The 23,486-nt window shown below is 72.9% G+C and carries 22 protein-coding genes; 18 read left to right on the top strand and 4 right to left on the bottom strand.

What is annotated here, in order from left to right:
- Window positions 1-57: 57 nt before the first annotated feature.
- Genes WMF12_RS34625 through WMF12_RS34600 form a run of 6 tightly spaced genes read left to right on the top strand, consistent with a single transcriptional unit; the run spans window position 58 to window position 5,741 of the window.
- Window positions 58-1,473: a radical SAM protein gene (locus WMF12_RS34625; RefSeq protein ID WP_437740958.1), complete on the top strand. Its 1,416-nt coding sequence runs from the start codon at window positions 58-60 to the stop codon at window positions 1,471-1,473.
- Entirely contained in the window at window positions 1,470-2,249 is a 780-nt protein-coding gene (locus WMF12_RS34620; RefSeq protein WP_437852270.1) for a WecB/TagA/CpsF family glycosyltransferase, read from the top strand. Before WMF12_RS34625 ends, WMF12_RS34620 begins: the two co-directional genes overlap by 4 nt.
- Entirely contained in the window at window positions 2,246-3,412 is a 1,167-nt protein-coding gene (locus tag WMF12_RS34615; protein ID WP_437852269.1) for a DegT/DnrJ/EryC1/StrS family aminotransferase, read from the top strand. Before WMF12_RS34620 ends, WMF12_RS34615 begins: the two co-directional genes overlap by 4 nt.
- Before the next feature lie 24 nt (window positions 3,413-3,436).
- Window positions 3,437-4,063 (top strand): YdcF family protein, encoded by a 627-nt coding sequence (locus WMF12_RS34610; RefSeq protein WP_437852268.1) that lies wholly within the window; start codon window positions 3,437-3,439, stop codon window positions 4,061-4,063.
- 2 nt (window positions 4,064-4,065) lie between these two features.
- Window positions 4,066-4,476, top strand: a complete 411-nt coding sequence (locus WMF12_RS34605; protein WP_437852267.1) for a hypothetical protein — start codon at window positions 4,066-4,068, stop codon at window positions 4,474-4,476.
- A complete protein-coding gene (locus WMF12_RS34600) occupies window positions 4,473-5,741 on the top strand; it encodes an MFS transporter (protein ID WP_437852266.1) in 1,269 nt (422 codons plus the stop codon). Before WMF12_RS34605 ends, WMF12_RS34600 begins: the two co-directional genes overlap by 4 nt.
- 15 nt (window positions 5,742-5,756) lie before the next feature.
- Here WMF12_RS34600 and WMF12_RS34595 read toward each other — a convergent pair whose 3' ends face one another.
- The gene (locus WMF12_RS34595; RefSeq protein ID WP_437852265.1) at window positions 5,757-6,638 is read right to left on the bottom strand and encodes an NAD-dependent epimerase/dehydratase family protein; all 882 of its coding nucleotides are present in this window, start codon (window positions 6,636-6,638) and stop codon (window positions 5,757-5,759) included.
- A gap of 92 nt (window positions 6,639-6,730) precedes the next feature.
- On the opposite strand from WMF12_RS34595, the gene WMF12_RS34590 reads away from it, so the two are divergent.
- From WMF12_RS34590 to WMF12_RS34580, 3 genes are all read left to right on the top strand, one after another.
- Window positions 6,731-7,666 carry an AraC family transcriptional regulator gene (locus WMF12_RS34590; protein ID WP_437852264.1) on the top strand — a complete coding sequence of 312 codons (936 nt, stop codon included), beginning with the start codon at window positions 6,731-6,733 and terminating at the stop codon, window positions 7,664-7,666.
- A gap of 161 nt (window positions 7,667-7,827) precedes the next feature.
- Window positions 7,828-8,523 (top strand): hypothetical protein, encoded by a 696-nt coding sequence (locus tag WMF12_RS34585; RefSeq protein ID WP_437852263.1) that lies wholly within the window; start codon window positions 7,828-7,830, stop codon window positions 8,521-8,523.
- Window positions 8,520-9,254, top strand: a complete 735-nt coding sequence (locus tag WMF12_RS34580; protein WP_437852262.1) for a ferritin-like domain-containing protein — start codon at window positions 8,520-8,522, stop codon at window positions 9,252-9,254. The genes WMF12_RS34585 and WMF12_RS34580 overlap by 4 nt, the downstream gene beginning before the upstream one ends.
- Window positions 9,255-9,308: 54 nt before the next feature.
- On the opposite strand, the gene WMF12_RS34575 is transcribed toward WMF12_RS34580, so the two are convergent.
- Window positions 9,309-9,905, bottom strand: a complete 597-nt coding sequence (locus WMF12_RS34575; RefSeq protein ID WP_437852261.1) for a hypothetical protein — start codon at window positions 9,903-9,905, stop codon at window positions 9,309-9,311.
- A 223-nt stretch (window positions 9,906-10,128) separates the two neighbouring features.
- On the opposite strand from WMF12_RS34575, the gene WMF12_RS34570 reads away from it, so the two are divergent.
- Genes WMF12_RS34570 through WMF12_RS34555 form a run of 4 tightly spaced genes read left to right on the top strand, consistent with a single transcriptional unit; the run spans window position 10,129 to window position 14,090 of the window.
- Entirely contained in the window at window positions 10,129-10,782 is a 654-nt protein-coding gene (locus tag WMF12_RS34570; protein ID WP_437524579.1) for a peptidoglycan-binding protein, read from the top strand.
- Window positions 10,783-10,795: 13 nt separating this feature from the next.
- Complete coding sequence (locus tag WMF12_RS34565) at window positions 10,796-12,847, top strand: hypothetical protein (RefSeq protein WP_437852260.1); 2,052 nt, start codon at window positions 10,796-10,798, stop codon at window positions 12,845-12,847.
- Window positions 12,838-13,662 (top strand): hypothetical protein, encoded by an 825-nt coding sequence (locus WMF12_RS34560; RefSeq protein WP_437852259.1) that lies wholly within the window; start codon window positions 12,838-12,840, stop codon window positions 13,660-13,662. The genes WMF12_RS34565 and WMF12_RS34560 overlap by 10 nt, the downstream gene beginning before the upstream one ends.
- 5 nt (window positions 13,663-13,667) lie before the next feature.
- Window positions 13,668-14,090, top strand: a complete 423-nt coding sequence (locus tag WMF12_RS34555; protein WP_437852258.1) for a hypothetical protein — start codon at window positions 13,668-13,670, stop codon at window positions 14,088-14,090.
- Between the two features lie 62 nt (window positions 14,091-14,152).
- Here the strand turns inward: WMF12_RS34555 and WMF12_RS34550 are convergent, their stop codons facing one another.
- A complete protein-coding gene (locus WMF12_RS34550) occupies window positions 14,153-14,815 on the bottom strand; it encodes a TetR/AcrR family transcriptional regulator (RefSeq protein WP_437852257.1) in 663 nt (220 codons plus the stop codon).
- Window positions 14,816-14,915: 100 nt separating this feature from the next.
- On the opposite strand from WMF12_RS34550, the gene WMF12_RS34545 reads away from it, so the two are divergent.
- The 3 genes from WMF12_RS34545 to WMF12_RS34535 all read left to right on the top strand — a co-directional run bounded on the left by WMF12_RS34545 (window position 14,916) and on the right by WMF12_RS34535 (window position 20,245).
- Window positions 14,916-16,268 carry an alpha/beta hydrolase family protein gene (locus tag WMF12_RS34545; protein ID WP_437852256.1) on the top strand — a complete coding sequence of 451 codons (1,353 nt, stop codon included), beginning with the start codon at window positions 14,916-14,918 and terminating at the stop codon, window positions 16,266-16,268.
- Window positions 16,265-17,302, top strand: coding sequence for a DUF6268 family outer membrane beta-barrel protein (locus WMF12_RS34540; RefSeq protein WP_437852254.1), 1,038 nt, complete (start codon window positions 16,265-16,267; stop codon window positions 17,300-17,302). The genes WMF12_RS34545 and WMF12_RS34540 overlap by 4 nt, the downstream gene beginning before the upstream one ends.
- Window positions 17,303-17,410: 108 nt before the next feature.
- Window positions 17,411-20,245 (top strand): serine/threonine-protein kinase, encoded by a 2,835-nt coding sequence (locus WMF12_RS34535; protein ID WP_437852253.1) that lies wholly within the window; start codon window positions 17,411-17,413, stop codon window positions 20,243-20,245.
- 4 nt (window positions 20,246-20,249) lie between these two features.
- On the opposite strand, the gene WMF12_RS34530 is transcribed toward WMF12_RS34535, so the two are convergent.
- Window positions 20,250-21,263, bottom strand: coding sequence for a LysR family transcriptional regulator (locus WMF12_RS34530; RefSeq protein ID WP_437852251.1), 1,014 nt, complete (start codon window positions 21,261-21,263; stop codon window positions 20,250-20,252).
- Between the two features lie 66 nt (window positions 21,264-21,329).
- Between WMF12_RS34530 and WMF12_RS34525 the strand changes: the two genes are divergently transcribed.
- Both WMF12_RS34525 and WMF12_RS34520 read left to right on the top strand, forming a co-directional pair.
- Window positions 21,330-22,334, top strand: a complete 1,005-nt coding sequence (locus tag WMF12_RS34525; RefSeq protein WP_437852250.1) for a hypothetical protein — start codon at window positions 21,330-21,332, stop codon at window positions 22,332-22,334.
- A 335-nt stretch (window positions 22,335-22,669) separates the two neighbouring features.
- Window positions 22,670-23,053 carry a hypothetical protein gene (locus WMF12_RS34520; RefSeq protein ID WP_437852249.1) on the top strand — a complete coding sequence of 128 codons (384 nt, stop codon included), beginning with the start codon at window positions 22,670-22,672 and terminating at the stop codon, window positions 23,051-23,053.
- Window positions 23,054-23,486 lie beyond the last annotated feature (433 nt).

The raw sequence follows: 23,486 nt of genomic DNA, 5'->3' as shown, positions 1-23,486 counted from the left end.
CGTGGAGCGGCGGGGCGCCGCGCCGCGCGTGAAAGATCCAATCGAGGAGAGGACCACGTGAAGACCAGCACGGATGGCAACGTTTCGTTGGTGCAGCTCAGGCGGAAGGAGTCGCTGGTGTCGGCGGACATCGAGCCGCCGGAGATCCTGCTCGAGCGGGCCCTCGCCCTCGCGGTGCCGGCGACGCGCCCGGCCGCCGCGCCGCGGCCCCACGGCCAGACCCGAGAGCTCACGCGCCGCGGCGTGCTGTGGCTCGGGCAGACGTGCAACCTGCGCTGCCACTTCTGCTACTTCCTCGATCGGATCGAGGACAAGGAGCACCCCGAGCACCCGTTCATGTCGCTGGAGAAGGCGCAGGAGATCTGCCGGACCCTCGTCGAGTTCTACGGGAACGACGCGATCGACATCCAGGGCGGCGAGCCGACCATCTGGCGCGACATCCATGCGCTGATCCGGTACTGCGCCGGGATCGGCCTCGCGCCGACGCTCATCACGAACGCGCTGGTGCTCGACAAGCGCGACAAGGCGCAGCAGTTCAAGGACTCCGGCGTCGCCGACTTCCTGGTCAGCGTCCAGGGGCTCGGGAAGGCGCACGACCTGGCCGTGGGCGTGAGCGGCGCGCACGTGCGCCAGATGCGCGCGCTGAACCACCTCATCGCGCTCGACGTGCCGTTCCGCGTGAACTGCGTGATGTCGAAGCTCGCCGTGCCGCAGCTCCCGGCGATCGCGAGGCTCTCGGTGGAGCTGGGGGCGCGCGCCGTCAACTTCCTCGCCTTCAACCCGTTCGCGGATCAGCGCAAGGAGGGCGCCCGCACCGCGGAGAACGTGCCTCGTTATGGCGACCTGCGGGGCCCGCTCGACGAGGCCCTGGACGTGCTCGCGCAAGCGGGCGTGGAGGCGAACGTCAGGTACCTGCCCCACTGCATCGTCCCCGAGCGCCACTGGCCGTCGGTGTACAATTACCAGCAGCTCTCGTACGACCCGCACGAGTGGGATTTCGCGAGCTGGACCTGGACCAACAAGGGCCCGCAGCGGATGCGGGCCGGCGCGGTGTCGCCGCCCGTCCCGCTCGGCGCGCGGCCCCGCCTCGGCCGGCTCCGGCAGCCGCTCCTCCGCCTGGCGGACGCGATCGACCTCCGGGGCCGGATGCTCCGCGCCGACACGGACCCGCGGCTCGGCCCCATGATGAGGAAGCTGGAAGGGCTATCCTACCGGCTCTTCCGCCGCCGCGGGGATCGCGACGCCGCCTACCGCCACGACGCGCTGAACCGCGTCGAGCACAACGGCTACCAGAAGGGCGCGGGGTGCCAGCGCTGCGCGCTCCGCGACATCTGCGACGGGTTCCACGGCGACTACGTCGCGATGTTCGGCACCGACGAGGCGCGGCCCGTCCTCGATCGCGCCCCGGTCAGCGATCCGCGCGCGTTCATCAGCGCGCAGGACAAGGTGGCGCCGGCCAGGGGCGAGGCATGACCGTCGCTCCGCCCTCGATCGCGCCCCGGGTCGACGTCCTCGGCGTCCCCGTCACGCGGCTCTCCTTCGAGCAACTGCTGCGCCGCCTGGACGAGGCCTTGCGGGCGGAGCGCGAAAGGACCGACTACTACACCTACGTCAACGCGTACTGCGCCACGCTGGCGGCGCGCGAGTCGCCGTACCGCGCCTCCGTTTCCCGGGCCGACGTCGTGTACGCCGACGGCATCGGGGTGGTCTGGGCGGCGCGCCTGCTGGGCGGGCCGTGCCCGGAGCGGATCAACGTGGGCCCGATCGAGCTGGGCCGGATCGTGGATCTCTGCGCCGAGCGCGGGGCCTCGGTCTTCCTGCTCGGCGGCGCGCCCGGGATCGCCGACGAGGTCGCGCGCCGCCTGGTCGCGGAGCGCCCGGGGCTCCGGATCGCCGGCGTTCACCACGGGTACTTCGCCCCCGAGGAGGAGGCGGCGGTGGTCCGGCAGATCAACGGCTCGAGCGCCGCGTTGCTCATCGTCGGCCTCGGCCCGCCCAAGCAGGAGCTCTGGGTGAGCCAGCACCTCGCGGCGCTCCAGGTGCGCGCCACCTGGTGTATGGGGGGGCTGCTGGATCAGGTGGCGGGCGCCGTCGCCTACCCGCCCGAGTGGGTGCGCCGGAGCCACGTCCAGTGGCTCTACCGCCTGGCGGTCGAGCCGCGGCGGCTCTGGCGGCGGTACCTGCTCGGCATCCCGGAGTTCATCGGCCGCGTCGTCCACCAGCGCCTTCGTCCGGAGAGACAAGCATGAGCGACCAGCGACCCTTCATCCCCATGGTCTCGCCGCAGGTGGACGAGCCGGACGCGATCGCGGCGCAGATCGCCGACGTCCTGCGCTCGGGGCGGCTCAGCAACGGCGGCCCGCTCGCCGAGGGCTTCGAGCGGGCGATCGCGGCGTTCCTCGGCGTCGAGGAGGCCGTGGCCGTCTCGAACGGCGCCGTCGCGATCAGCCTGGCCATCGAGGCCGCGGCGGTGCGGCGGGGCAAGGCGATCCTCCCGGCCTTCACCTTCATCGCGACGCTCAACGCCGCGGTGCACGCGGGCTTCGAGCCGGTCTTCTGCGACATCGACCCGGAGACCTGGACGCTGGATCCGGGGCACCTGCGCCGCCTGCTCGCGGAGCACGGCGCGACGCTGGTCCTCCCGGTCAACGTGTTCGGCGTCCCGCCCGATCTCGCCGCCATCGCGCGCGAGGCCCGCGACGCGGGCGCGGCCGTGATCTACGACAACGCGCACGGCATGGGCACCGAGGCGGCGAGCCGGGAGGCCGAGGCGCTCCTCACCGCGACGACCTACTCGCTGCACGCCACCAAGGTCCTCGTGGCCGCGGAGGGCGGCGTGGTCGTCGCCCCGGACCGCGAGGTGAGCGCGGCGATGCGCCGGCTGCGCAACCACGGGCTCGCGCAGCCGCTCTCGGCGTCGGTCCCCGGGATGAACGCCAAGCTGGACGAGCTGCGCGCCGCCCTGGCGCTCTCCTCGCTCCGCCGGCTCCCGGAGGCGCTGGCCCGCAGGCGGACGTACCTCGACCGGCTGCGCGCGGCCCTGTCCCGGCACCCGCAGGTGTACCGCACCCAGCGCATCCCGCCGGGCGTGAACCCCAACGGGCAGAACCTCGGCGTCGGGTTGATCGACGCCCCGATCGACGACGTCATCGCGGCCTTCGCGCGGCGCGGCGTCGAGGCGCGCCGGTACTTCTACCCGCCCCTGCACGCGCTGGACTGCTTCCCCGCGGGCCCCGCCCTCCCGAACACGGACCGGCTCTGCGCGGGCCAGGTCTGCCTGCCCCTGCATGGCCGGATGAGCGAGGAGACTCTCGAGCGCGTCGAGGCCGCCATCCACGGCGTCGCGGAGGAGCTGGAGGCGCGGCGGCCGTCCGCGCGCTCCTCGAGGCCCGCGCTCCTGGGCGCCACGTAGGGGCTCTTCCAGGGATCCGACGCCATGCGCATGGAAGGAGCGTGGGACCGCGTGAGCACCGCGGCCGGCGTGATCGGGCTCGTGGCCTTCGCCGTCGCCGCGTTCACCCCGGCCGCCGCGCCGCTCGATCGCTGGATGGCGTCGGCGCCCGACGCAGGGCAGGCCGACGCGGTGGTCGCCCTCGGCGCGGACGTCGATCCGGACGGGCGGCTCCCGGAGGATTCGCTCCGGCGCGCCGTCGAGGCCGTCGCGCTGTACCGTGAGGGGCGAGCGCCGCTCGTGCTGATGCTCGGCAGCCGCAACGGGCCGGCCAGCGAGGCCGAGTCGCGCGCTCGCCTCGCGCGGGGCCTCGGCGTCCCCGCGTCGGCCCTGCTCACGGAGCCGCGCGGGCTGACGACCGCGGTGGAAGCCCAGCGCAGCGCGGAGCTCCTGCTGCCCAGGGGCGCAAGGAGGATCCTGCTCGTCACCGGCGCGCACCGCATCGCTCGCGCGCGCCGGCTCTTCGAGCGCGCGGGCTTCGAGGTCCTCGCCGCGCCCGTCCCGGAGGGGTCGCCGGCCTCGAACACCCCGGGGGAGCGCCTCTCGGCGATCGGCCGGCTGCTCCAGGAGCTCGCGGCGCGCGCGCTGTCGCGGCTCCGCGGGGAAGGGTAGCGATGCCCGACGCGCTCTACATCCTGGGCGTCGTCGCCGCCACGTCCTGCGTGGTCTACGCGGCGGGGCGCCGCCGGGGGATGGGCGCCGGGCTCCTCCCGCCCGCGCTCCGGCGCGCGATCCGCTGCGTGGGCGTGTGCCTCCTCTTCTGGGGCGGCAACGTCGCCGTCGGGGCGGCGGTGGCCCTGCTCGTGCGCGGCCTGGGGCTTGGGTTCATCTGGCTCTACGTCAACACCGACGTCTCCGTGCTCGTCCTCTCGGCGCTCCAGGCGCTGGCCTTCGAGTCATGGCGCATCGAGCACGAGCGGCAGCGCGGGGCCAGCGCCTCGCGCGCCGACGATCTCCCCGGATCCCCTGCCGCGCCGGGGCCGGCACATGAGTCCCCGCATCGGGTAAAAGGAGCGAAGCGATGAGCACTGCAGCCGTGGAGGAGCGTCCGGTCTCGAGCCGGTGGAGCGACAGGGCGCTGCGCCAGACGGCCGGCTACTACGGGCTCTTCATCTGCCTGGGCCTCATCACGGCGATCACCGGGCCGACCCTGCCGGACCTGGCGCGGCAGACGGGCTCCAGCGTCGGGGACATGGGCTCGCTGTTCCTCGGCGGGGGGGTTGGTTACACGCTCGGTACGCTCTGGGGAGGCAAGCTGTTCGATCGCGTGCACGGGCACAACCTGCTCGGGGGAGCGCACCTGATCGCTGCGGCGTGCCTCGCTGTCATCCCGGCCGTCCCGTGGTTATGGCTGCTCGTGGTCGTGGCGTTCTGCCGGGGTCTCGCGGAGGGGCTTGTCAACACGGGCGCGAACGCGCTGCTCCTCTGGACGCACGGGGAGAAGGTCAGCCCTTACATGAACGGGCTTCACTTCTGCTTCGGGCTGGGCGCGTTCGTGTCGCCGCTCCTTGTCGCGCGCGTCCCGGGCGCCTGGGGCGGTTACCACGCGGCGTACTGGGCGGTGGCCGCCTTCTCGGCGCTCGTCGCCCTGGGCATGCTCTCGATGCGACACTGTCCCGAGCCCAAGGAAAAGGCCGGGAAGGACGCCGCGGCGAAGGGCGCGGATCGCGCGCTGCCCCTCCTTCCGGTGCTCGTCGCGGTGCTGTACCTGTTCGCCTACGTCGGCGGGGAGATCTCGTTCGGGAGCTGGATCTACACCTATGCCCTCACGCTGGGCGTCGTCTCGGCGACCGGGGCCGCGTACCTCACCTCGGGGTTCTGGCTCTCGTTCACGATCGGGAGGCTGCTCTCGATCCCGGTGGCGATCCGCTTCACGCCGCGCCAGGTCATCCCTGTGGGGCTGGGCGGCTGTCTCGTGCTGTCCGCGATGATGCTGCTCCTGCCGCCATCGAGCGCGCTCCTGTGGGGTGTCGCGCTCGGGCTCGGGCTCTTCATGGCGCCGCTCTGGCCCAGCGGCTTCACGCTCGCGGGGCAGATCGTGCCCATGACGGCGTTCGTGACCGGGCTCGTGCTGGTCGGCGACAGCCTCGGCGGCATGGTCCTCCCGGCCCTCACAGGCAAGCTGATCGAGGGGGCGGGTCTGGAGCGGCTGGCCTACTCGCTGCCGATGCTCGTGTTCGGCAGCCTCGTTGTCTGTGCCTTTTCTTATCTCGTGCTGCTCGCCCTCGACAGCAAGCGAGCAGGGGAGGCGCCGGCGGCGAGCGCCGCGCGCGACGGCGCCTTGCCCTGAAGCCTGCGGCGCGGCTCATGGCGCGCGGTAGCCCTGCGCCGGGTCGCGCAGGGCGCCGCGGATGCCTCCGAGCGCCTCTCCGACCTCCGGGGACCAGCCCAGGCCGCGCAGCCTGGTCGCGTCGAGGGCGGCGTCCATGGCCAGGAAGCCGGCGATGGGGCCGTGCGCTGCGAGGGCTTCCGCGAGGCTCCACGAGCCCACGGGGACCCCGGCGGCGTCGCCTATCGCCGCGAAGAGCGCCGCCATGGGCTCGGGCGCCGCCTCGGCGGCATGGAACACGCCCCTTGCGTCCGACTCCAGCAGCATCGCGTAGGCGACCGCCAGATCCCGCACGTGGACGGTGGACCAGCGGTTCTCGCCATCGTCGATATAACGCGCCACCCCCGCGGCGCGCGCGCCCTGCACCAGGCCCGCCACCGGACCTCCGCCGTCGCCATAGACGATGGGCGGTCGCACGACCAGGCCGCGGACGCCCTTCGCGCCGAGCACGCGCGACTCGGCCGCCACGAGCCACTCGAGCGCTCCGCCGGGGTTGACGCTCTCCTCCTCGGGCACGGGCACCCGCGAGGAGCGCGCGCGGGGCGCCCCGGTCGTCGTGATGAAGACGCCGCCGCTCATGGCCGAGAGCATCGCCGTGACCGCCGCCTCGTCGGTGGCCGGGCGATCCTCTCCTGTCGTCGCCGCGGTGTGCACAACCCCGTCGCTGGCCGCCGCCGCGCGCGCGAGCGTGTCGACCTGCGACAGATTCCCCCAGATCGGCTCCGCGCCAGCGGCCCGCACCTTCGCCGCCGACGCGTCGCTGCGCGCGAGCCCGCGCACCCGGTGCCCGCGCGCGACCAGGGCGCGGGCGACCGCAGATCCGATGAAGCCGCTCGCGCCGGTGATGAAAACGTCCATGGTTGTCTCCTCGTGAATCGGTGGCTGAACCATGGCGACGGACCGGGGGACCCTCCATGTGATAACGTCCAGCGCTCTTTTGTGATCGTCCAATGCCCGACGTCCTGACAGCGCTGCTCCGCCACGTGCGCATCGAGACCAGCCTCTTCGGCCGCGTCGAGCTCGGCGCGCCGTGGGGGGCCCGTATCGGCCGCCGAGAGATCGTCCTGCTCCACCACCTCCTCGAAGGCGAGATGTGGCTGGAGCTCGGCGGTCGAGAGATCCGCGTCGGCCAGGGCGATCTGCTGCTCATGCCGCACGGCGTCCCCCACTGCCTGAGGCACCGGCCGGGGGCGGCCGTCGTCGACGAGGAGCGCTGGCTCTCGCCTCCTCGGCCGGGTGTGCAGACGGTGCGGCGACGGCTGGGCGGCGACGGCGCGAGGACGGTGGTGCTCTGCGCTGCCATGCACGTCGCGGGCGCCGGGCGGTCGCTGCTGCTCCGCGCGCTGCCCTCCGTGGTGCTCCTCGACGGCGGGGCCGGTGAGCCGGTGCCCGGTCTCGGCCGGCTCCTGGACGGCATCCGCGACGAGGTGAGCGGCCGGCGGCCGGGCGCGCCGGTCATGGCCGCGCGCTTCGCGGAGCTGCTCCTCCTGCAGGCCATCCGCGCGGAGCTCGAGCGCCCCGCGCCTCCTGGCTCCTTCCGCGCGGCGCTCGCGGACGAGCGCGTCGCCCGCGCCCTCGACGCGCTCTACAAGGCCCCGGCCCGCGCGTGGACCGTGGCCTTGCTCGCGCGGGAGGCCGGCATGAGCCGCTCGGGCTTCGCCCTCGCCTTCCGCGAGCACGTGGGAGAGGGCCCCCTCCGCCATCTGACGCGCTGGCGCATGGCGCTGGCGAAGGAGACGTTGCGAGAGCGCCCCGGGCTCGCGCTCGCCGAGGTGGCGTCGTCCGTGGGGTACCAGGACGAGGCGGCCTTCAACGTCGCGTTTCGACGGGAGGTCGGGGTTCCTCCGGGAGCCTACCGTTCCACGGGCCGCGAGACGCACTCCTGAGCTGATCCCGCTGCGCCATTGTTTTGAATTTCGGTTCAATGGTGTGCGGAAAATGCAGATTCTCTTCGCTGTGCCGCGCGCCTACGCTGGTCCACATGGGCCGAGTGCTCGGCCCGCGCCGCGCCCTGCGGCCAACAGCCTATTTTACTGGAGGAGAACTTATGCGTGAGGAGACGAGACGGGCGGCATTGCGTGCAGCAGCGAGGGTCGCGCTGGGAGCGCTGGCCTGTGGCGCCCTGGCGGGCTGCAGCGGACGTTACGTCTCTGGCGGGCAGTCGTCACCGCTGGATCCCGACGAGGAGATCCCGGCGGAGGAGCCGGACGCCCCGGCTCCGGCCGGCGGCGGGGCGACGGCCGGAGTCGGCGCGACGACCGGAGTCGGTGCGACGACCGGCGGCGGTGGGGAACCTTCGACGGGGAGTGGGGTCGTTCCGACGCCCGATGAGGGCGGCGCGGGCGGCGCGGGCGGCGCGGGCGGCGCGCCGCCCATGCCGACCGGGCTCGCGTGCGCCGAGCAGGTGAGCCTCGACGACACGGAGGCTCGCCCTCGCGCGGAGCTCGAGTGCTGCGTCGACTATGGCGCGCAGCGCCTGCCCGCCCCCGGGACGGGGATCTCCGAGGAGCAGTGGGCGGCCCTCGCTGGAGACGCCTCCTTCGTGAACTGCTGCACGGCGCTGATCGTGGGCGTGGGCGCCGACGCGATCTCCTACAGAGAGGCCGAGCCCGTCCGGCACGCCTGCTGTTTCGGCGACGTCGTCGCTCCCGAGGCGGAGCTCTATAATGAGAAGTACTGCACGCCCTGGGGCCCCCCGGTCCCGCCGGCGCTCGACGCCTATGCCCCGTCGGAGGTCGCATGAACGCCGCGACGCTCGATCTCCGCGGCGAGGCGCGCGCGCGTGCCTTCGACGTGAGCGGGTATCCCGCGGCGCTGTTCTCGTCGGCGATCGGTACCTGGCACGCGCGGATGGTGAACGAGCACGGGTCGTCGGCCGTGTTCGAGGCGCTCGCAAGCCAGCTCGCCGAGGCGAGCTTCCCGCCGGAGCTCGCCGAGGCGTGTCGGGGCTTCGCCGACGAGGAGCGCCGCCACGGGATCCTCTGCGGCGCCGTGGTGGAGGCCCTCGGCGGGACGGCGACCGCGAGCGTCCCGGAACGCCCGGAGTTCCCCCTGCACCGCGACGCGCCTCCCCGCGCCGCCGCGCTCCGCAACGTGATCCACATCTGCTGCATGAGCGAGACGGTGGCCGTGGCCCTCATCGGCGCGGAGCGGCTGGAGATGCCGCCCGGGCCGCTGCTCGATCTGCTGACGCGCATCTACGCCGACGAGGTCGGACACGCCCGCTTCGGCTGGCGCCTCCTCGAGCAGATCGCGCCGGAGCTCTCCTCGGCGGAGCGGCGAGCGGTCGAGCGCTACCTGCCCGTGGCGTTCCGGCACCTCGTGGAGCACGAGCACGCGCACCTGCCGGCCCACGACGCCCCGCCGCAGGGGGAGCAGCTCGGGCTGTGCAGCGGCCTGAAAGCCCGCGTGTTGCTCGATGAGACCATCGAGGAGGTCATCCGCCCCGGGCTTCGCCGCTTCTTCGATTGCTGAGCGCAGCCGCAAGAGCATCCGGGGCCAGACCAATGCCCGGAGGGCGACGTGCGCCTAGGCGGGCCGCCAGTCGTCCGCGTGGAGCTGAGGGAACGATATCTTACATGTCCCGGCATCGATGCCAACGATCACGGCTTGGCCGTTTTGATCGAGCAATCCCTCGCGAACGGAGCGGTCCGGCAGCTCGATACGGTATCTCTTGAACGGGACAGGTCGCGGCGGGTCCCCGTCGTCCATGAGCTGAATCCCGACCCATGTCTTGTCCTCCCTGGGCGCAGGCGCTGGCGCGTCGCGCTCGAGCAGCTCGGGCGGCGCGAAGCGCGCGCCGGAAGCGACGTACGGCATCCGGTAGGCGTGGAGGCGGCCGTCGAGCAGCGCCTCCCGCAGCCGCGCTCCCAGCGCCCTCGGATCGAACGAAGGCCCCGTCGACACCGGAAAGCCGAGCGCCTCGCCGATCTCGGCGAGGAGCACCCTGCCGTGGACGCCGTCGGCGAGCCACGCCTCCAGCCGCCACGTCGCTTCCAGCGCAGGAAGGGCCTTGGCCCCGTCCGGCAACGGCGCATCAACCCGCCGGGCGATCCACACCTTGTCAGGGAAGCAGCCGAAACCCCAGCGGTCGCGCATCGCGTTCTCGATTCGGCCCTGGCCCATGGCATCACGCCGCGCGGGGGAGAGTCAAGCGCGGGCCAGGAGCGGGTCAGGGCATCGATGCGGGGGGCCCGGCCGTCGCGCCCCCCGCATCGATGCCCTGACCCGCTCCTCACGGCCGTGCGCGCCGGCCCGTTCGCGGCGCTTGAGGGCGCCGCTCGGGCGAGTTACGGTGCTCGACGCATCCCTGCTCGCGGATGCTCGCGCCGGGATCATGGGATGATCGATGCCCCACCAGCATGTTGTCCGACAGGGAGAGTGCCTCTCGAGCATCGCCCCGAAGTACGGCTTCTCCGACTGGCGCGTCATCTATAACCATCCTGACAACGCCGAGTTCAAGAAGAAGCGCCCCAACCCGAACCTCATCTATCCGGGCGACGTCCTCATCATCCCGGACGCGGCGCCAAAGGAGGTCGAGGTCCCGACGGGCGGGAAGCACGTCTTCACGGTCAAGGTCCCGAAGACGATGCTCCGCCTCCTCCTCGAGGTCGAGGAGCCGTTCGCGTACGAGCTGACGTACCGCGACGTCGTCGTCGCCGGCACGACGGACGGCAAGAGCCCCATCGAGCACCCCATCCCCGCCGACCTGGAGGACGCCGAACTCGCGGCCTGGCCGGACACGCCGGGCAACGAGACGGCGCGCGCAGGCGGGGTCACCTGGGCGCTGAAGCTCGGGCACCTCGATCCCATCGAGGTCCCGAGCGGCGTCCAGGGGCGCCTCAAGAACCTCGGCTATTTCTCCCGCGAGGTGGACGGCAAGGACGGGCCCGAGCTGGCCAATGCGGTGGCGTGGTACCAGTCGGCGTCGGGGCTGACGCCGACCGGGGTCCTCGACGACGCGACGCGGGCGAAGCTCCTGAAACGCCACGACGGCGCGTGACGAGAAGGAACGAATGGCACAGACGGCCGCGGTCACGATCACCCTCCAGAAGGTCCTCGGCGTCGACGGGCTGCTCGCCGGCGCGAAGAGGCCGTATGCGCTGGGGTTCATCGCCGGGCGGCGCTTCGGGCGCAGCAAGCCGATCCCGGCTGGCGCCAGGGAGGTCGATCTGACGGCGGAGGCGATCCCGTGGAAGCTCGAGGTCGCCGCGAACGGGGCGATCCCGGTCGCCGTCGAGATCTGGGACGATCAGGGCGACGCCGGCTCGAAGCGCCTCGGCGCCGTGACGGGCAGCCTGAGCAGCCCCTACCCGACCCGGGTCCACGAGCTCGGCGGAGGTCCGCTCCTGCGCTGCGACGTGCTCACGCGCGAGGTGCCCGCCGCGCCGGGCGCGGCGCTCGTGCCCCGCGTCGCCGAAGGGGAGAAGACGCGCGCGACGCTGCGCGTGCCGAACACCGTGCTCGTCTCCATCACGGAGATCCTGGGGCTCCACGCGCCCGTCTCGCCGGGGGCGCCGGGGGTGAAGCGCGCCGAGGCGAGGCCCGGGTACACGAGCCAGGACCACCTCGGCCGGGTGTACCTCAACAGCGACCTCGCCGGGAGCTGGGCCAAGGACAAGCAGCTCATCCAGCTCACCGCCAAGGTGACGATCCAGCGGGGGAAGCTGCCCGCGGACGCGAAGATCCGGTGGACGGTCGTCGAGCCGGACGACCCGACCAACGACGATCCCGGCTTTCACGCCGCGTGGGGGGCGTACGTCGACAAGAAGGACTATGACGCCGCCGGGGATCACAAGGGCTCGCGCGCGGCCGATAACGAGGGCAAGCCAGCGAAGAGCCCGCCCTGGGAGGCGGTCGCCGGCTTCGCGCTTGCGTCCGCGGCCGCGACCGAGGCGAAGACGACGATCGTCGGCGACGAGAGCAAGGTCGTCTTCCACTGCCCGGACACGGCCGGGGACAACTTCATCCTCCGGGCGGACATCGACGCTGCAACACACGTGGAGGGGTTCGGCGCCGAGACCGGCATCATGACGATGTGGCACCGGATCCGGGTCGAGTCCGTCCGCATGAAGAGCGCGTTCGCCCTGCCCATGGACGAGGTGCCCGTGCCGTTCGAGCCGTGCTGCGTCCAGCTCGATTGCGAGCCGGAGAAGGAGGTGCCGGACCAGCCGCACATGGCGCCCAAGGACGACGACCTCGAGACCGAGTGCGTGGCCTACGTGAACAAGGTGTTCTCGAACAGGTCGAACCCTGGCTGGTTCTGCGTCATCTCCGCGATGGAGCCGCACCCTCTGCCGATCAAGAAGGGCGACAAGGTCTTCGAGGGGGACGTCGAGCTGAAGAGCGGCGGCGCGGGCGCCAACCTCTTCGAGTTCTTCGAGATCCCAGGGACGTTCCCCGACGTGGATTTCGCCGAGCTGACCTCCGGCTCGGAGACGGTCGGCTTCAACCTGTTCAGCGTTCAGACCGAGACGACGGCGGCCGGCCCGATCACGCGCTGCTGGATCGTGGAGCACGACGCCCAGCCGGACTTCACGGCGGGCGACGGGTCGATCGCCCATGCGTACAAGGTGCGGTTCAACTACTCGCCCAGGTTCCGGAAGAAGGGCGGCGCCGTGACCCCCGGCGGCTACGGGATGGCCGCAAACGTGAAGGCCAAGCTGTTCAACCCGGGCGCCTTCTACACCGCCGGCATCAGCCCCACCGTGACGGCCAAGGGCAAGGAGTACTTCGCCGGCCGGACCATCATGTTCACGCACCACAGCGCCTACCGCGACGCGGGCACCGGCCTGCCAAAGCCGACGTACCGCGGCCGCATCGTCGGGACCATCGTTCATGAGCTCGTCCACGCGTTCGGTATGCCGCACAAGTGCGGGTACTTCGACTTCCGCGCGCCGCGGGACAAGACGTGCTGCATGAACTACAGGCCCAACTGGATGCTGGACGACAAGCGCAACCTCATCCGGGGGACGTCGGCGAAGACCGGCAGCGACGTCTGCGGCAGGCACCTCAAGGAGGTGAGGCGGGTCCACCTCGAGGACAACAAGGGGCTCGCGTGGAAGTGAGCGCTCCGGACATCACACCTCCGGGCCCGGCCCTCGTGGGCATCGATGTCGAGCCGCAGTATGTGCTCGGCTTTCCGATGTTCGTGGGCATCACGATCGGCAGCGTGCCCCCGGGCGCGTCGCTCATGCGGCTGCCGCTGCCGTCGCCCGCGGCGCTGCGGGGCGCGGTAGGCATCAGGCTGTGGCGGCCGGGCGAGGCGGAGCCGTTCTTCGAGGAGGCGCCCACGGCCGTGGTGGACGCCGATCTCTCGGCGCCGAGCTTCCGCCTGCGGGCCGGCGAGGTCCGCCGGCTCCTCGTGGAGATCGCCGAGCTCCTGCCGGACGATCTGGCGGCGGGGGAGGTCGACGGCGTGCTGCTCTACGGAGCCCCGCCGCACGTCGCCGCGAGCGGCCGCGGACGGCTGCGCTTCCGGGAGCCCACGGCCGCGGAGCGCGCGTCGCTCGACGAGCTCCGGCCCGAGGTCGAGGCGGCCGGCTCGTTCGGGCGGTGGCTCCGCCGGCCGCCGTCCGATCCGACCCGGCTCGCGCCGCCCGCCGATCCGGGCGATCCGCTGCGGTATCCGAGGCTCATGAAGTACCTGATCCACGGCCCGGAGGAGCTCGACGCCGTCGACCCGGCGCGGCTCCGCGTGCTCGGCGGCGTGTTCGCGCCCGAGGCGTGCGGGCTCGCCGCGGAGCTTCAGGCCGCGCGAGATCCCGGGGCGTTTGCCGGGTACGCGCAGCAGGTGAAGGCGGCGTATCCGGGGCTCGCGGCGTGGATGGACGCGATCGCGGCCGGGCAGAGCGAGATCGCGTGGGCACGGAGCCATCGATGAACAGGATGAGCCCACGAGCGTGCGTCGTTGCCGTGGCCCTAGGGCTCGCGGCGTTCTCGAGCTCCGGTTGCGGTCGCTCCCAGGCGCCGTCGCCCGACCGCGCGGCGCCGGATGCGTCCAGCGCCGCGGCGGCGCCCGGGGTCGCAGCGACGGCGCCCGGGGCCGTCACGGAGGCGCCCGAGGTGGCGACCGCGCCCGGGACCGCCGCGCCGCCGGGCACTGCACCCGCTCCCGCGCAGTCCGTGAGCGCTGCGCCGTCCGCGCAGCCCGCGAGCGCTGCGCCGTCCATGAGCGCCGCGGGGATCAGGAAGCCCTCGCCGGGCGCGCGCGGCCCGCTGCCCGATGCGAAGCCGAAGCTCAAGTGTGGCAGGACGTACTGCAACGCGGCGGGGGAGTGCTTTGCGCCGTCGCCGCCCCAGTGCGAGTGAAGGCGCAAGGGCGCGGGAGAGACTAGCCGCCGCTCTGGCGGGAGCGCGCGATCCCCCGCGGATCACCCGCGCTTCGACCGCTTGCCCTGGGGCGCGGGCGGAGCCGGCTCCGGGACCGCGACGGGCGCCAGCGTCTGCCGCGCCAGCTCTCGCGCGTAGGCGAGGCGGTCGGCCGGCGAGCCGAGCGCGTTCAGCCCCTCGTAAAGCCCCGCGAAGAACGTCGGGAAGAAGACCGCCGAGAGCGCCGCCACCACCCGGCGCGCCGCCGCCCGCTCCTCGATCCCGGGCACCGCCGCCCGGACGAGATCGCGCAGGCGCTCCATCACAGGCGCGAAGAGCTTCGGGAAAGGACCGCTGTAGTCGTCCGCGTGAAACGCGTCGTGCAGGAGCGCCCTGCCCACGTTCGGGTACCGCATCCCGCCCTCGAGGTAGTAGCCGAGCAGCCCGCTCAGCGCCTCCAGAGGGTCGCCCGGCATCCGGGCGAGGAAATCCTCGCTGTCCACCAGCATGTTCCGGATCGACCCCTCGAGCGCCGCCGCGACGAGCGCTTCCTTCGACCGGAAATAGTAGTTCACCGCGGCGATGTTGACGCCGGCCGCCGCCGCGAGCTTCCGCACCGTCAGCTGCCCGATGCCGTGCTTCTCGATCTGATCGATCGCCGCGACCACGAGCCGCTGCCGTGGATCGAGATCGTCCGCAGGGGCGAGGGGGTCACGGTCGTTCATACGATTGTTTGAAACACACCTTGACGATGCGCCTGGCGGGCGTCAATGCTTGAAACACATGTTTCAATCACTTGTTTCGTCAGGCGCTGGAGGTGCACCGATGCTCGATCGGCGGAGGTTTCTCACCCACACGGCGGTCGCGGGGGGCGCGGCGGCGCTCGGGTTCGCGTCGGGCCGCCGCGGGGTCGATCAGGAGGTCGCGTCCGCGCGGTTCCACGGCGACGACACGCTCGGGCAGGGCCAGGCGGCGCCCGTCTGGCACCGGTTCAAGTTCATCGGCCAGCCGGTGATGGACGCGCAGATCGTGTTCTGGCTCGGCCTCGCGTCGATGGGGCTGACCGACGTCGGCGAGGTGCTCGACACCGCGACCCGCATCCGCCCGGGCGACGAGCGCTCGTGGTTCGACCAGTGGCTGGCCACCGCGAAGCGGGTGCAGGGCTACGGCGAGGAGGCGGAGGCCCGCGGCCACGCGCGCAGCGCCGCGTCGCACTTCCTGCGCGCGGGCGCGTACCACCGGGCCGGGCTGATGCGCTACGCGGATCGCTCTGACCCGCGCCTTGTCGAGGCGACGATCGCGGGGCTCGACCTGCATGACCGGGCGCTCCGCCTGCGGGGCTACGACTCCCGGCAGGTCGATATCCCCTACGAGAGCGGCGTGCTCCACGGCCGCGTCCATTACGCGCCCGGGGTGGCGCGCGCGCCCGCGATCGTGCTGCAGCAGGGCCTCCACGCGTGGCCCGAGGACACCATGTGGGTCATCGACGGCGCGCTCGAGCGGGGCTACCACGTCCTCTCGTTCCACGGCCCGGGGCAGGGCGCCTCGCTGCGCCTCCACGGGCACCCCTTCCGGCCCGACTGGGAGGTCCCCGTGGGGCGCGTGCTCGACTTCGCCGAGCGCGACGAGCGGCTCGACGCCGGCAGGTTCGTCCTGATGGGCCTCTCGTTCGGCGGTTACCTCGCGCCGCGGGCGGCCTCGCGCGAGCGCCGCCTGCGCGCCCTCGTCGCCAACCCGGGCGTCGTCAGCTGGCGCGACGCGATGCTGCGCCACTTCGCGTCGATCCCCGGCCTGCTCGAGCTGCATAAGCGCGGCCCCGCGGCCTTCGACCGCGCCATCGACGCCGCTTCGGTTGTGATGCCCGACGCGCGCTGGTACTTCGACGACGTGACATGGAAGCACGGCGTCTCGACGCCGCACGAGGTGATCGACGAGCTCCGCAAGTACGACAACGAAGGCGGCGTCGCGAGCATCCGCTGCGAGACGCTGATCATGGAGGGCAGCGCCGAGGACGCGTCTCCAGGCGAGTCGGAGCGCCTCTACGGCGCGCTCACGTGCCCGAAGCACATGATGGTGTTCGACGCGGGCACGGCGTCGCAGGTCCACTGCCAGGGCGGCAACCAGCTCCTCGCCCAGGCGCGGCTCTTCGACTGGCTCGACGAGCGGGTGGCGCGATGAGGCCGGCCGATCGCGCCGCCGCGCGCTCCACGGACGAGCGTCGAGGCGGGGGCCCCTCCCGCCGGGGCGCGCGCCCCCCGCGGCTCCTCGCCCTGGCGCCGCTCCTCGGGGTCCTCGCGCCGGGCGCGGCGTGGGCCCAGATCCCCGATCTCGTGGACCTGAGCGCGCAGTATATGCCGGGCGCCGCGCTCGAGGACCCGCGCCCCGCGCGGGCGCAGGTCTCGTCGTACGAGGTCAACGCCAACGTGCCGATCCCCCTCGGGGAGAGGACGTTCCTCATCCCGGGGGCGACCTACCATGTCGAGGCGGTCTCGTACGCCGGCGTCCCGCCCGGCTTCGACAAGCTCCGGGCCTTCCACGCCGTCGACGTCCCGGTGCTGTTCGTCCAGCTGCTCCCCCACGACTGGTCGCTCTCGCTGCGCGTCGCCCCGGGGATCGCGGGCGACTTCGAGGCCTTCGACGGTGGCCTCCTTCGCGTCAGCGCGCTCGGGCTCGCGACCCACACGCTCTCGGAGAAGCTCGTCCTCGGCGGCGGCGCGCTCGCGTCGTACAGCTTCGGCTCGTTCCTCCCGCTGCCGGCGGCGTACGTCGACTGGACGCCGAGCCCCCATTTCCGCGTCGAGGCCTTCCTGCCGGGCTTCGCGACCGTGAAGCTCCTCTTCTCGGATCGCGTCGAGGTCGGCCTGCGCGCGGACCTGGCGGGGAACGCCTACGCCGTGCGCGACCCGCGCGTCACCGGGGCGTGGCCGTGCGCGGCCCAGCCGGCCGACGACCCGGCGACCGAGCAGGACGAGCGGGCGGCGCGGCCCGAGGCGTGCGTCGATCACATCGCCTACTCGGTCGCGACCGCGGGCGTGACCCTCGGCGTGCGCGCCTTCTCGTCGGTGTGGGTGAACGCCCAGGCGGGACACAGCCTGTTCCGTCGCTACGAGCCGATGAACGACGAGGACGAGGGTATCCCCGGCGGCGGGCAGAGCATCCCGAACGTGCTCTTCTTCCGCGCCGGCGTGACATGGCGCATCCCGAAGAGCTGAAGCGCGACTCACCGCCTGGCGCACCGCGCGAGCGTATAGCCGCACACCGACCGACGGGTGCCCGCCGGACCGTTGAAGACGGCTCGACGCCGGTGCATCCTCCGCCTTATGTGCCCGGGAGAGGTCATCGACAGCCGCTTCCAGCTCGAGCGCGTCGCGGCCTCCGGTGGGATGGGGACGGTCTACCGCGCCGTCGACCGGGCCACGGGGGCGCAGGTCGCGCTCAAGCTCCTCGGCCAGCCCGACCGGAGCGCCGCGCACCGCTTCGAGCACGAGGCGCGGATCCTCGCCGAGCTCGATCACCCGCGGATCGTCCGGCACGTGGCCCACGGCATCACCCCCGACGGGGTGCCCTACCTCGCCATGGAATGGCTCGAAGGGGAGAGCCTGGCGCAGCGCCTCGCCCGGCAGAAGCTCGATCTCGAGGAGAGCCTCGCCCTGCTCCGCGCGGCCGCCGAGGCGCTCGGGGCGGCGCACGCGCGGGGCATCGTCCACCGCGACGTCAAGCCGAGCAACCTGCTGCTCGTCGGCGGCGAGGTCGCCGGCCTGAAGGTGCTCGACTTCGGCATCGCCCGGATGAAGCGCACCATCGGCGCGCTCACGCAGACCGGCTCCGTGATGGGGACCCCGGGGTACATGGCCCCGGAGCAGGCCACCGGCGAGCGCGACCGCCTCGACGCGCGGGCCGACATCTTCTCGCTCGGCGCCGTGCTCTTCGAGTGCCTCACGGGCAGGCCCGCGTTCCAGGGCCAGCACGTGATGGCGCTCCTCGCGAAGCTCCTCATGGAAGACCCGCCGCGCGTGCGGAACCTCCGGCCCGAGGTGCCGCAGGAGCTCGACGAGTTCGTCGCCCGCATGCTCGCGAAGGACCCGGAGCAGCGGCCGCGCGACGGATCGGCCGTCCTCGAGGCGCTCGACGCCCTCGAGCGCGATCCGACGAGCGGCCTGGCCGCGCCCCCCGTCCTGTACGAGGCGATCACGGCGTGCGAGCTCCGGCTGCTCTCGCTGGTGGCCGCGCGGGAGCCGCGCTTTACGGCCTGCGACAGCGCGGCCAGCACGCTCGTCGCCGCGGCGCCGAGCGACCTCACGAGGAAGCTCTACACGAGCGCGCAGCCGTTCGGGGCCCGCGTGGACGCGCTCGCCGACGGGACGATCGTGCTCTCGATCGCCGGCGTGGGCGACGCCGCCCTGCAGGCCGCGCGCGCGGCGCGGTGCGCCCTGAAGCTCGTCGAGCTCGTGCCGGAGGCCTCCGTCGTGCTCACGACCGGCCGCGCCGAGCACACCGGCAGCCTCCCGGTCGGCCCGGTCATGGATCGCGCGGCCGCGCTCCTCGCCCTCGCGGAGCGCGACGCGCGCCCGGAGCGGAGGCCCGCGCCCGTGTGGATCGACGACGTGACGCGGGCGCTGCTCGACGCGCGGTTCGAGATCGAGCCGGCGCGGCCCGGCACGTTCTTCCTGCTGCAGGAGCGCGAGGTCGGGCGGTCGGCGCGGACGCTCCTCGGGAAGCCGAGCCCCTACGTCGGCCGCGACAGGGAGCTCCGGAACCTGCGCGAGCTCCTCGAAGACAGCTTCGGCGGGCCCGAGCCCCGCGCCATCCTGATCACCGGGCCGCCCGGGATCGGCAAATCCCGCCTGCGGTACGAGCTCATCGAGATCCTGCGGGAGCGGCACCCCGAGCTCACCGTCGCGGTCGGCCGCGGCGACTCGCTGAGCGCGGGCTCGCCGTTCTCGCTCCTCGGCTCCGCGCTCCGGGGCGCGGCGGGGATCACCGGCGGTGAGCCCGCCCCGGCGCAGCGGGAGCGGCTCCTCTCGCTGGTCGCCCGCGCCCAGGCGCTGACGCCGGGCGAGAGGACGAGGATCGCCGCGTTCCTCGGCGAGATCGTCGGCACGCCGTTCCCGGGCGAGGCCGATCCGAGGTTCCTCGAGGCGCGGCAGAGCCCGGCCCTGATGGCCGACCAGATCCCGCTCGCCTACCTCGACTTCATGGAGGCGGCGTGCGCGGCGGGGCCCTACCTGCTCGTGCTCGAGGACATCCAGTGGGGCGACGCGGCGTCGCTCAAGCTGATCGCGCGGGTCCTCCGGGAGCTCCGCGACCGGCCCTTCGCGGTGCTCTACCTGGCGCGGGTCGAGGTGCGGAAGGTCTTCCCCGTCCTCTGGGAGGGCAGCGAGGTGCACGAGATCACGCTCGGCGCGCTGCCGCGCCGCGCGGCCGAGGAGCTCGTGCGGCAGATGCTCGGCGACGGGTTTCCGCCCTCCGAGGTCGCGCGCCTCGTCGAGCGCGCGAGCGGCAACGCCTTCTACCTGGAGGAGCTCATCCGGGCGGTCGCGGAGGGGCGCGCGGACCGGCTGCCGGAGACGATCCTGGGCATGGTCGAGGCGCGGCTCGAGGCCATCCCCGCGGAGGCGCGGCGGCTGCTGCGGGCGGCGAGCATCTTCGGCGAGGCGTTCTGGAAGACCGGGGCGCTCGCCCTGCTCGGCGACGCCGGCGGGTCGACGCTCGCGGTGGACTGGCTGCCCTGGATGCTCCAGCGCGAGCTGCTCGAGCGCCGCGAGCAGAGCCGCTTCTCGGACGAGGAGGAGTACGCGTTCCGGCACGCGCTCATCCGCGACGGCTGCTACGCGATGCTCCCGGACCACGATCGCGCGCTCGGGCACCGGCTCGCCGCCGAGTGGCTCCTGCAGGCGGGAGAGCACGACGCCAAGGTGCTGGCCGAGCACTTCGAGCGGGGCGGCGAGCCGCGGCTCGCGGTGGAGTTCTACCTGCACGCGGCGGAGCAGGCGCTCGCCGGGAGCGACCCGGCCGCCGCGCGCGCGCTCGCGGACCGGGGGCTCGCCCTGGGCGCGGAGCGGGACGTCGAGGCGGTGCTCCGCGGGATCCAGGAAGGGGCGTCCCGCGCGCTGGGCGCGGCGGACGAGCGCGCCGCGCCCTCGTCGCGGTCGTGAGCGCTCAGGGCGACCGCTTCCGAAGGTGGTCAGCGTCATGTGGCCCGCCATCGTCGCGGCGCTGCAGCCGCTTCATCTGCGGGGTCTCGTCGCAGCCGCCGCCGCCAGCCGCACGCAGGGTCTCCACGATGACCTTCCGCAAACAGGCGGCCGCCGGGTCCTTGTGCGTCCGCTCATGCCACGCGAGCGAGATCTCGTGCCCGAGGTCCTTCACGGGCAGCTCGACGATCCGGACAGGGAGGTGCGACCCGAGCGCCACGGCGACGCGGCGAGGCATGAACGCCACCAGGTCGCTGGCCGCTGCCGCCATCATTGCGGCCGCGAAACCAGGGACCACCAGGGCGATCCGGCGGACCAGGCCCTGCGCGCGGAGGGCCTGCTCGACCATGGCGTGACCACGACCCGGACGGCCGAGCGGGATGTGCACGTCGATGAAGCCGAGCCGCGGGAAGGAGCCCCGCGTCAGACGCTGGCGCACGATCGGGTGATCGTGGCGGACGACCCCCACGGTCGGATCCCGGTAGAGCGGCGCGACGCGCAGCCCAGGGTCGCGCTTCTGCACCCCGAGCGCCGCGTCGAGCCCGCCCGCGGACATGCCCCCCGACGCCACCAGGTAATCGATGCTCACCACGCGAAGCCGCGCGAGCGGCATCTCCCGCGCGAGCGCCGCCGCGACGGGCGGCACGTCCGCGATCTGCGAGTTGTCGGCGCAGGCGAGCGTGAGCTCCCGGGTCGACGAGCGCGGGTCGAACACCCGCCGGTGCTCGATCACCAACCGCAGCTGGCCCATCGCCGCCGTGAGCTCCGGCAGCAACTCGTCCGCCGCCGGCGTCGGCGCCATGCCGCGGCCATCGCGGACGAGCAGCGGATCGCCGAGCAGCTCGCGGGCCCTGGCGAGCGCGTTCGAGACCGCCGACTGCGTGACGCCCAGCCGGCGCGCGGCGCGCGTCGCGCTGCGCTCCTCGAGCGTGACCGCGAGGACGTGGAGCAGGTTGAGGTCGATGGTCGATAGATTCACCACGGTGATATTTTGTATCACGAACCATCACTGGAGATGGCATATGGCCTCTGTCTAGATACGGCCATGTCCACCCGCGAGAGGCGCCCGACCCGCGCTGGTTCCGCCCTGCTCTGGCTCGCCGCCGCCAGCCTCGCCGCCGCGGGCTGCGACGACTTCCACGATTGCGATCCGCCCGATCCAGAGCGCCAGGCCGAGCTGCCCGCGGCGCTGTCGGAGACCGGCCTCTACGCTGACATCGCCGCGCGCGCGGTGGCGAGCGACGTGGTGGCCTACGAGCCCGGGTTCGAGCTCTGGAGCGACGGCGCCGAGAAGCAGCGGTTCATCCGGCTGCCGCCCGGCGCGCAGATCGACACCGGCGATCAGGACGCATGGCAGTTCCCCGACGGGACCCGCCTGTGGAAGGAGTTCCGGAGGGATGGGGCGCTCGTCGAGACCCGCCTGCTCGCCAAGGTAGGCCCCGCCCCCGAGGACTGGGCCGCGGTCGCCTACGTCTGGAACGCCGACGGGACCGACGCGCTCGCGACGTCCGGCGGCGCCGAGGACGCGCGCGGGACGCTGCACGACGTGCCCGCGGCGGCCGAGTGCATGGGCTGCCACGGCGGGACCAAGAGCCGCGTGCTCGGCTTCTCCGCGATCCAGCTCGCCACGAGCCGGGGCGAGGTCGACCTCGACGAGGTCATCGCCCGCGGGATGCTGTCGGATCCTCCGCGTCGGCCGATCCAACTGCCCGGAGACGCCGTGACGCGCGCTGCCCTCGGCTGGCTGCACGCGAACTGCAGCCACTGCCACAACCGGAGCCGCCCGAAGAGCGACGGCGCGCGCTGCTATGACCCGGAGCGCAGGTTCGATTTCACGCTCCGGGTCGACGAGCTCGCGTCCGTCGAGTCGACGGCCACCTACCGCACCGCCATCGGCCCGGTGATCGACCCGGGCGATCCCGACGGCAGCGATGTGGTGGAGCGCGCCCGGACGCGCGATCCGGACTGGCCTTCGATGCCGCCCCTCGGGACCGAGATCGTGGACGAGGCCGGGCTGGCCGTGCTCCGCGCCTGGATCCGCGGGCTCTAGAGCGACGGTCACCCGCTTCGGATACGGGCCCACCTCGGCGTTTTCGGTGCTCAGCGAACCGGAGTGCGCTTGCGCGCCGAAAACGCCGATCTGGGCCCGTCTCCTGTGCGGGAGACCGCCGCTCTGCTCTGCGCGTAGCGGGAGACCGCTGCTCTGCTCTGCGCGTAGCGGGAGACCGCCGCTCTGCTCTGCGCGTAACAGAGGTGGGCGGAAACCGCTGATCGCCCGGCCGCAGCACCGGAGCCAGATACTCCTGCCCCTACGTCTCGAATCGAGGGCGATTCCTGCGCCTTTCCGGCGTGCTCGCGTCGGGCTCGTCGTGGCGAGCCGCCGTGGTGGCTCACGGACCCGCGGCGACGGGCATCCCGGTGCCGGAGACGAAGACGAAGACGAGCGCGACGGCGCCACCGACCTGGGCCAACGACATCACGGCGCCACCTCCCGCGGCTACCTGGGACCCTCCGGCGAGCGCGCGCACGAGCCTCGGCGACGGCATCGTCCCGCCGGTCTACGCACGCATCGACTGGGCTTCCCTCATCCGCCGCGTCTATTTGGAGGATGAGCTCGCGTGTCTGTGTGGTGGGCGCCGGCGGCTCCTCGCCGACATCGGTCAACGTGCGCAGCGCGAAGCCATCGTGGCGATCCTGACCCATCTCGGCATCCCCACCGAGCCGCCGCCCATCGCCAGGGCCAGAGACCCGACGTTCGACGCGGGGTGAGCCTCTCGGCCTCGTCCCTCCGCGTGCCGCTCGCGCGTGCCGAAGGCCAACCTCTGGCCGCAGCTCGACCCCATGCGAGCGGCGCCCTCGTTCTTGAGCCTTTTCGTGCCCCGCGCATCCCCGAGCGCCAGCCCGCGTTGGTGGCCCGCGCGGTTCTGCCTTTCGTGATCCGACCGGCTCGTCATAGCCTCCGCGTAGCCCCAAGAACATCCCGGGCCAGACCAACGCCCTGGAGGGCGACGTGTATCCGCAGCACGCCGATGCGCCCCGTTGCGCGCTCTGCGCCGCGCTCGACCCACTCTTTCGACCCATGAACGAGGCGTCGCGACGCTCGCGGTCCCGCCACTTCGGTTCGCCGCGCCACACTTCCTCGCGAAGCGATCCGGCTTCTTTTACCTACGCGCTCCCCTATCCACCCTATCCCTCGCGCCGC

Origin of the sequence: Sorangium sp. So ce363 (assembly GCF_051520435.1) — a bacterium.
GTDB lineage: Bacteria > Myxococcota_A > Polyangia > Polyangiales > Polyangiaceae > Sorangium > Sorangium cellulosum_B.
This window is presented reverse-complemented; position numbering and strand designations above follow the sequence as displayed.

What these genes read in the sequence shown, in the direction of transcription:
- WMF12_RS34535 (WP_437852253.1), top strand. Translation starts at nt 17,411, where the DNA reads ATGTGCCCGGGAGAGGTCATCGACAGCCGCTTCCAGCTCGAGCGCGTC.
- WMF12_RS34610 (WP_437852268.1), top strand. Translation starts at nt 3,437, where the DNA reads ATGCGCATGGAAGGAGCGTGGGACCGCGTGAGCACCGCGGCCGGCGTG.
- WMF12_RS34570 (WP_437524579.1), top strand. Translation starts at nt 10,129, where the DNA reads ATGCCCCACCAGCATGTTGTCCGACAGGGAGAGTGCCTCTCGAGCATC.
- WMF12_RS34605 (WP_437852267.1), top strand. Translation starts at nt 4,066, where the DNA reads ATGCCCGACGCGCTCTACATCCTGGGCGTCGTCGCCGCCACGTCCTGC.
- WMF12_RS34575 (WP_437852261.1), bottom strand. Translation starts at nt 9,905, where the DNA reads ATGGGCCAGGGCCGAATCGAGAACGCGATGCGCGACCGCTGGGGTTTC.
- WMF12_RS34595 (WP_437852265.1), bottom strand. Translation starts at nt 6,638, where the DNA reads ATGGACGTTTTCATCACCGGCGCGAGCGGCTTCATCGGATCTGCGGTC.
- WMF12_RS34600 (WP_437852266.1), top strand. Translation starts at nt 4,473, where the DNA reads ATGAGCACTGCAGCCGTGGAGGAGCGTCCGGTCTCGAGCCGGTGGAGC.
- WMF12_RS34550 (WP_437852257.1), bottom strand. Translation starts at nt 14,815, where the DNA reads ATGAACGACCGTGACCCCCTCGCCCCTGCGGACGATCTCGATCCACGG.
- WMF12_RS34545 (WP_437852256.1), top strand. Translation starts at nt 14,916, where the DNA reads ATGCTCGATCGGCGGAGGTTTCTCACCCACACGGCGGTCGCGGGGGGC.
- WMF12_RS34620 (WP_437852270.1), top strand. Translation starts at nt 1,470, where the DNA reads ATGACCGTCGCTCCGCCCTCGATCGCGCCCCGGGTCGACGTCCTCGGC.
- WMF12_RS34590 (WP_437852264.1), top strand. Translation starts at nt 6,731, where the DNA reads ATGCCCGACGTCCTGACAGCGCTGCTCCGCCACGTGCGCATCGAGACC.
- WMF12_RS34565 (WP_437852260.1), top strand. Translation starts at nt 10,796, where the DNA reads ATGGCACAGACGGCCGCGGTCACGATCACCCTCCAGAAGGTCCTCGGC.
- WMF12_RS34580 (WP_437852262.1), top strand. Translation starts at nt 8,520, where the DNA reads ATGAACGCCGCGACGCTCGATCTCCGCGGCGAGGCGCGCGCGCGTGCC.
- WMF12_RS34615 (WP_437852269.1), top strand. Translation starts at nt 2,246, where the DNA reads ATGAGCGACCAGCGACCCTTCATCCCCATGGTCTCGCCGCAGGTGGAC.
- WMF12_RS34525 (WP_437852250.1), top strand. Translation starts at nt 21,330, where the DNA reads ATGTCCACCCGCGAGAGGCGCCCGACCCGCGCTGGTTCCGCCCTGCTC.
- WMF12_RS34540 (WP_437852254.1), top strand. Translation starts at nt 16,265, where the DNA reads ATGAGGCCGGCCGATCGCGCCGCCGCGCGCTCCACGGACGAGCGTCGA.
- WMF12_RS34585 (WP_437852263.1), top strand. Translation starts at nt 7,828, where the DNA reads ATGCGTGAGGAGACGAGACGGGCGGCATTGCGTGCAGCAGCGAGGGTC.
- WMF12_RS34555 (WP_437852258.1), top strand. Translation starts at nt 13,668, where the DNA reads ATGAGCCCACGAGCGTGCGTCGTTGCCGTGGCCCTAGGGCTCGCGGCG.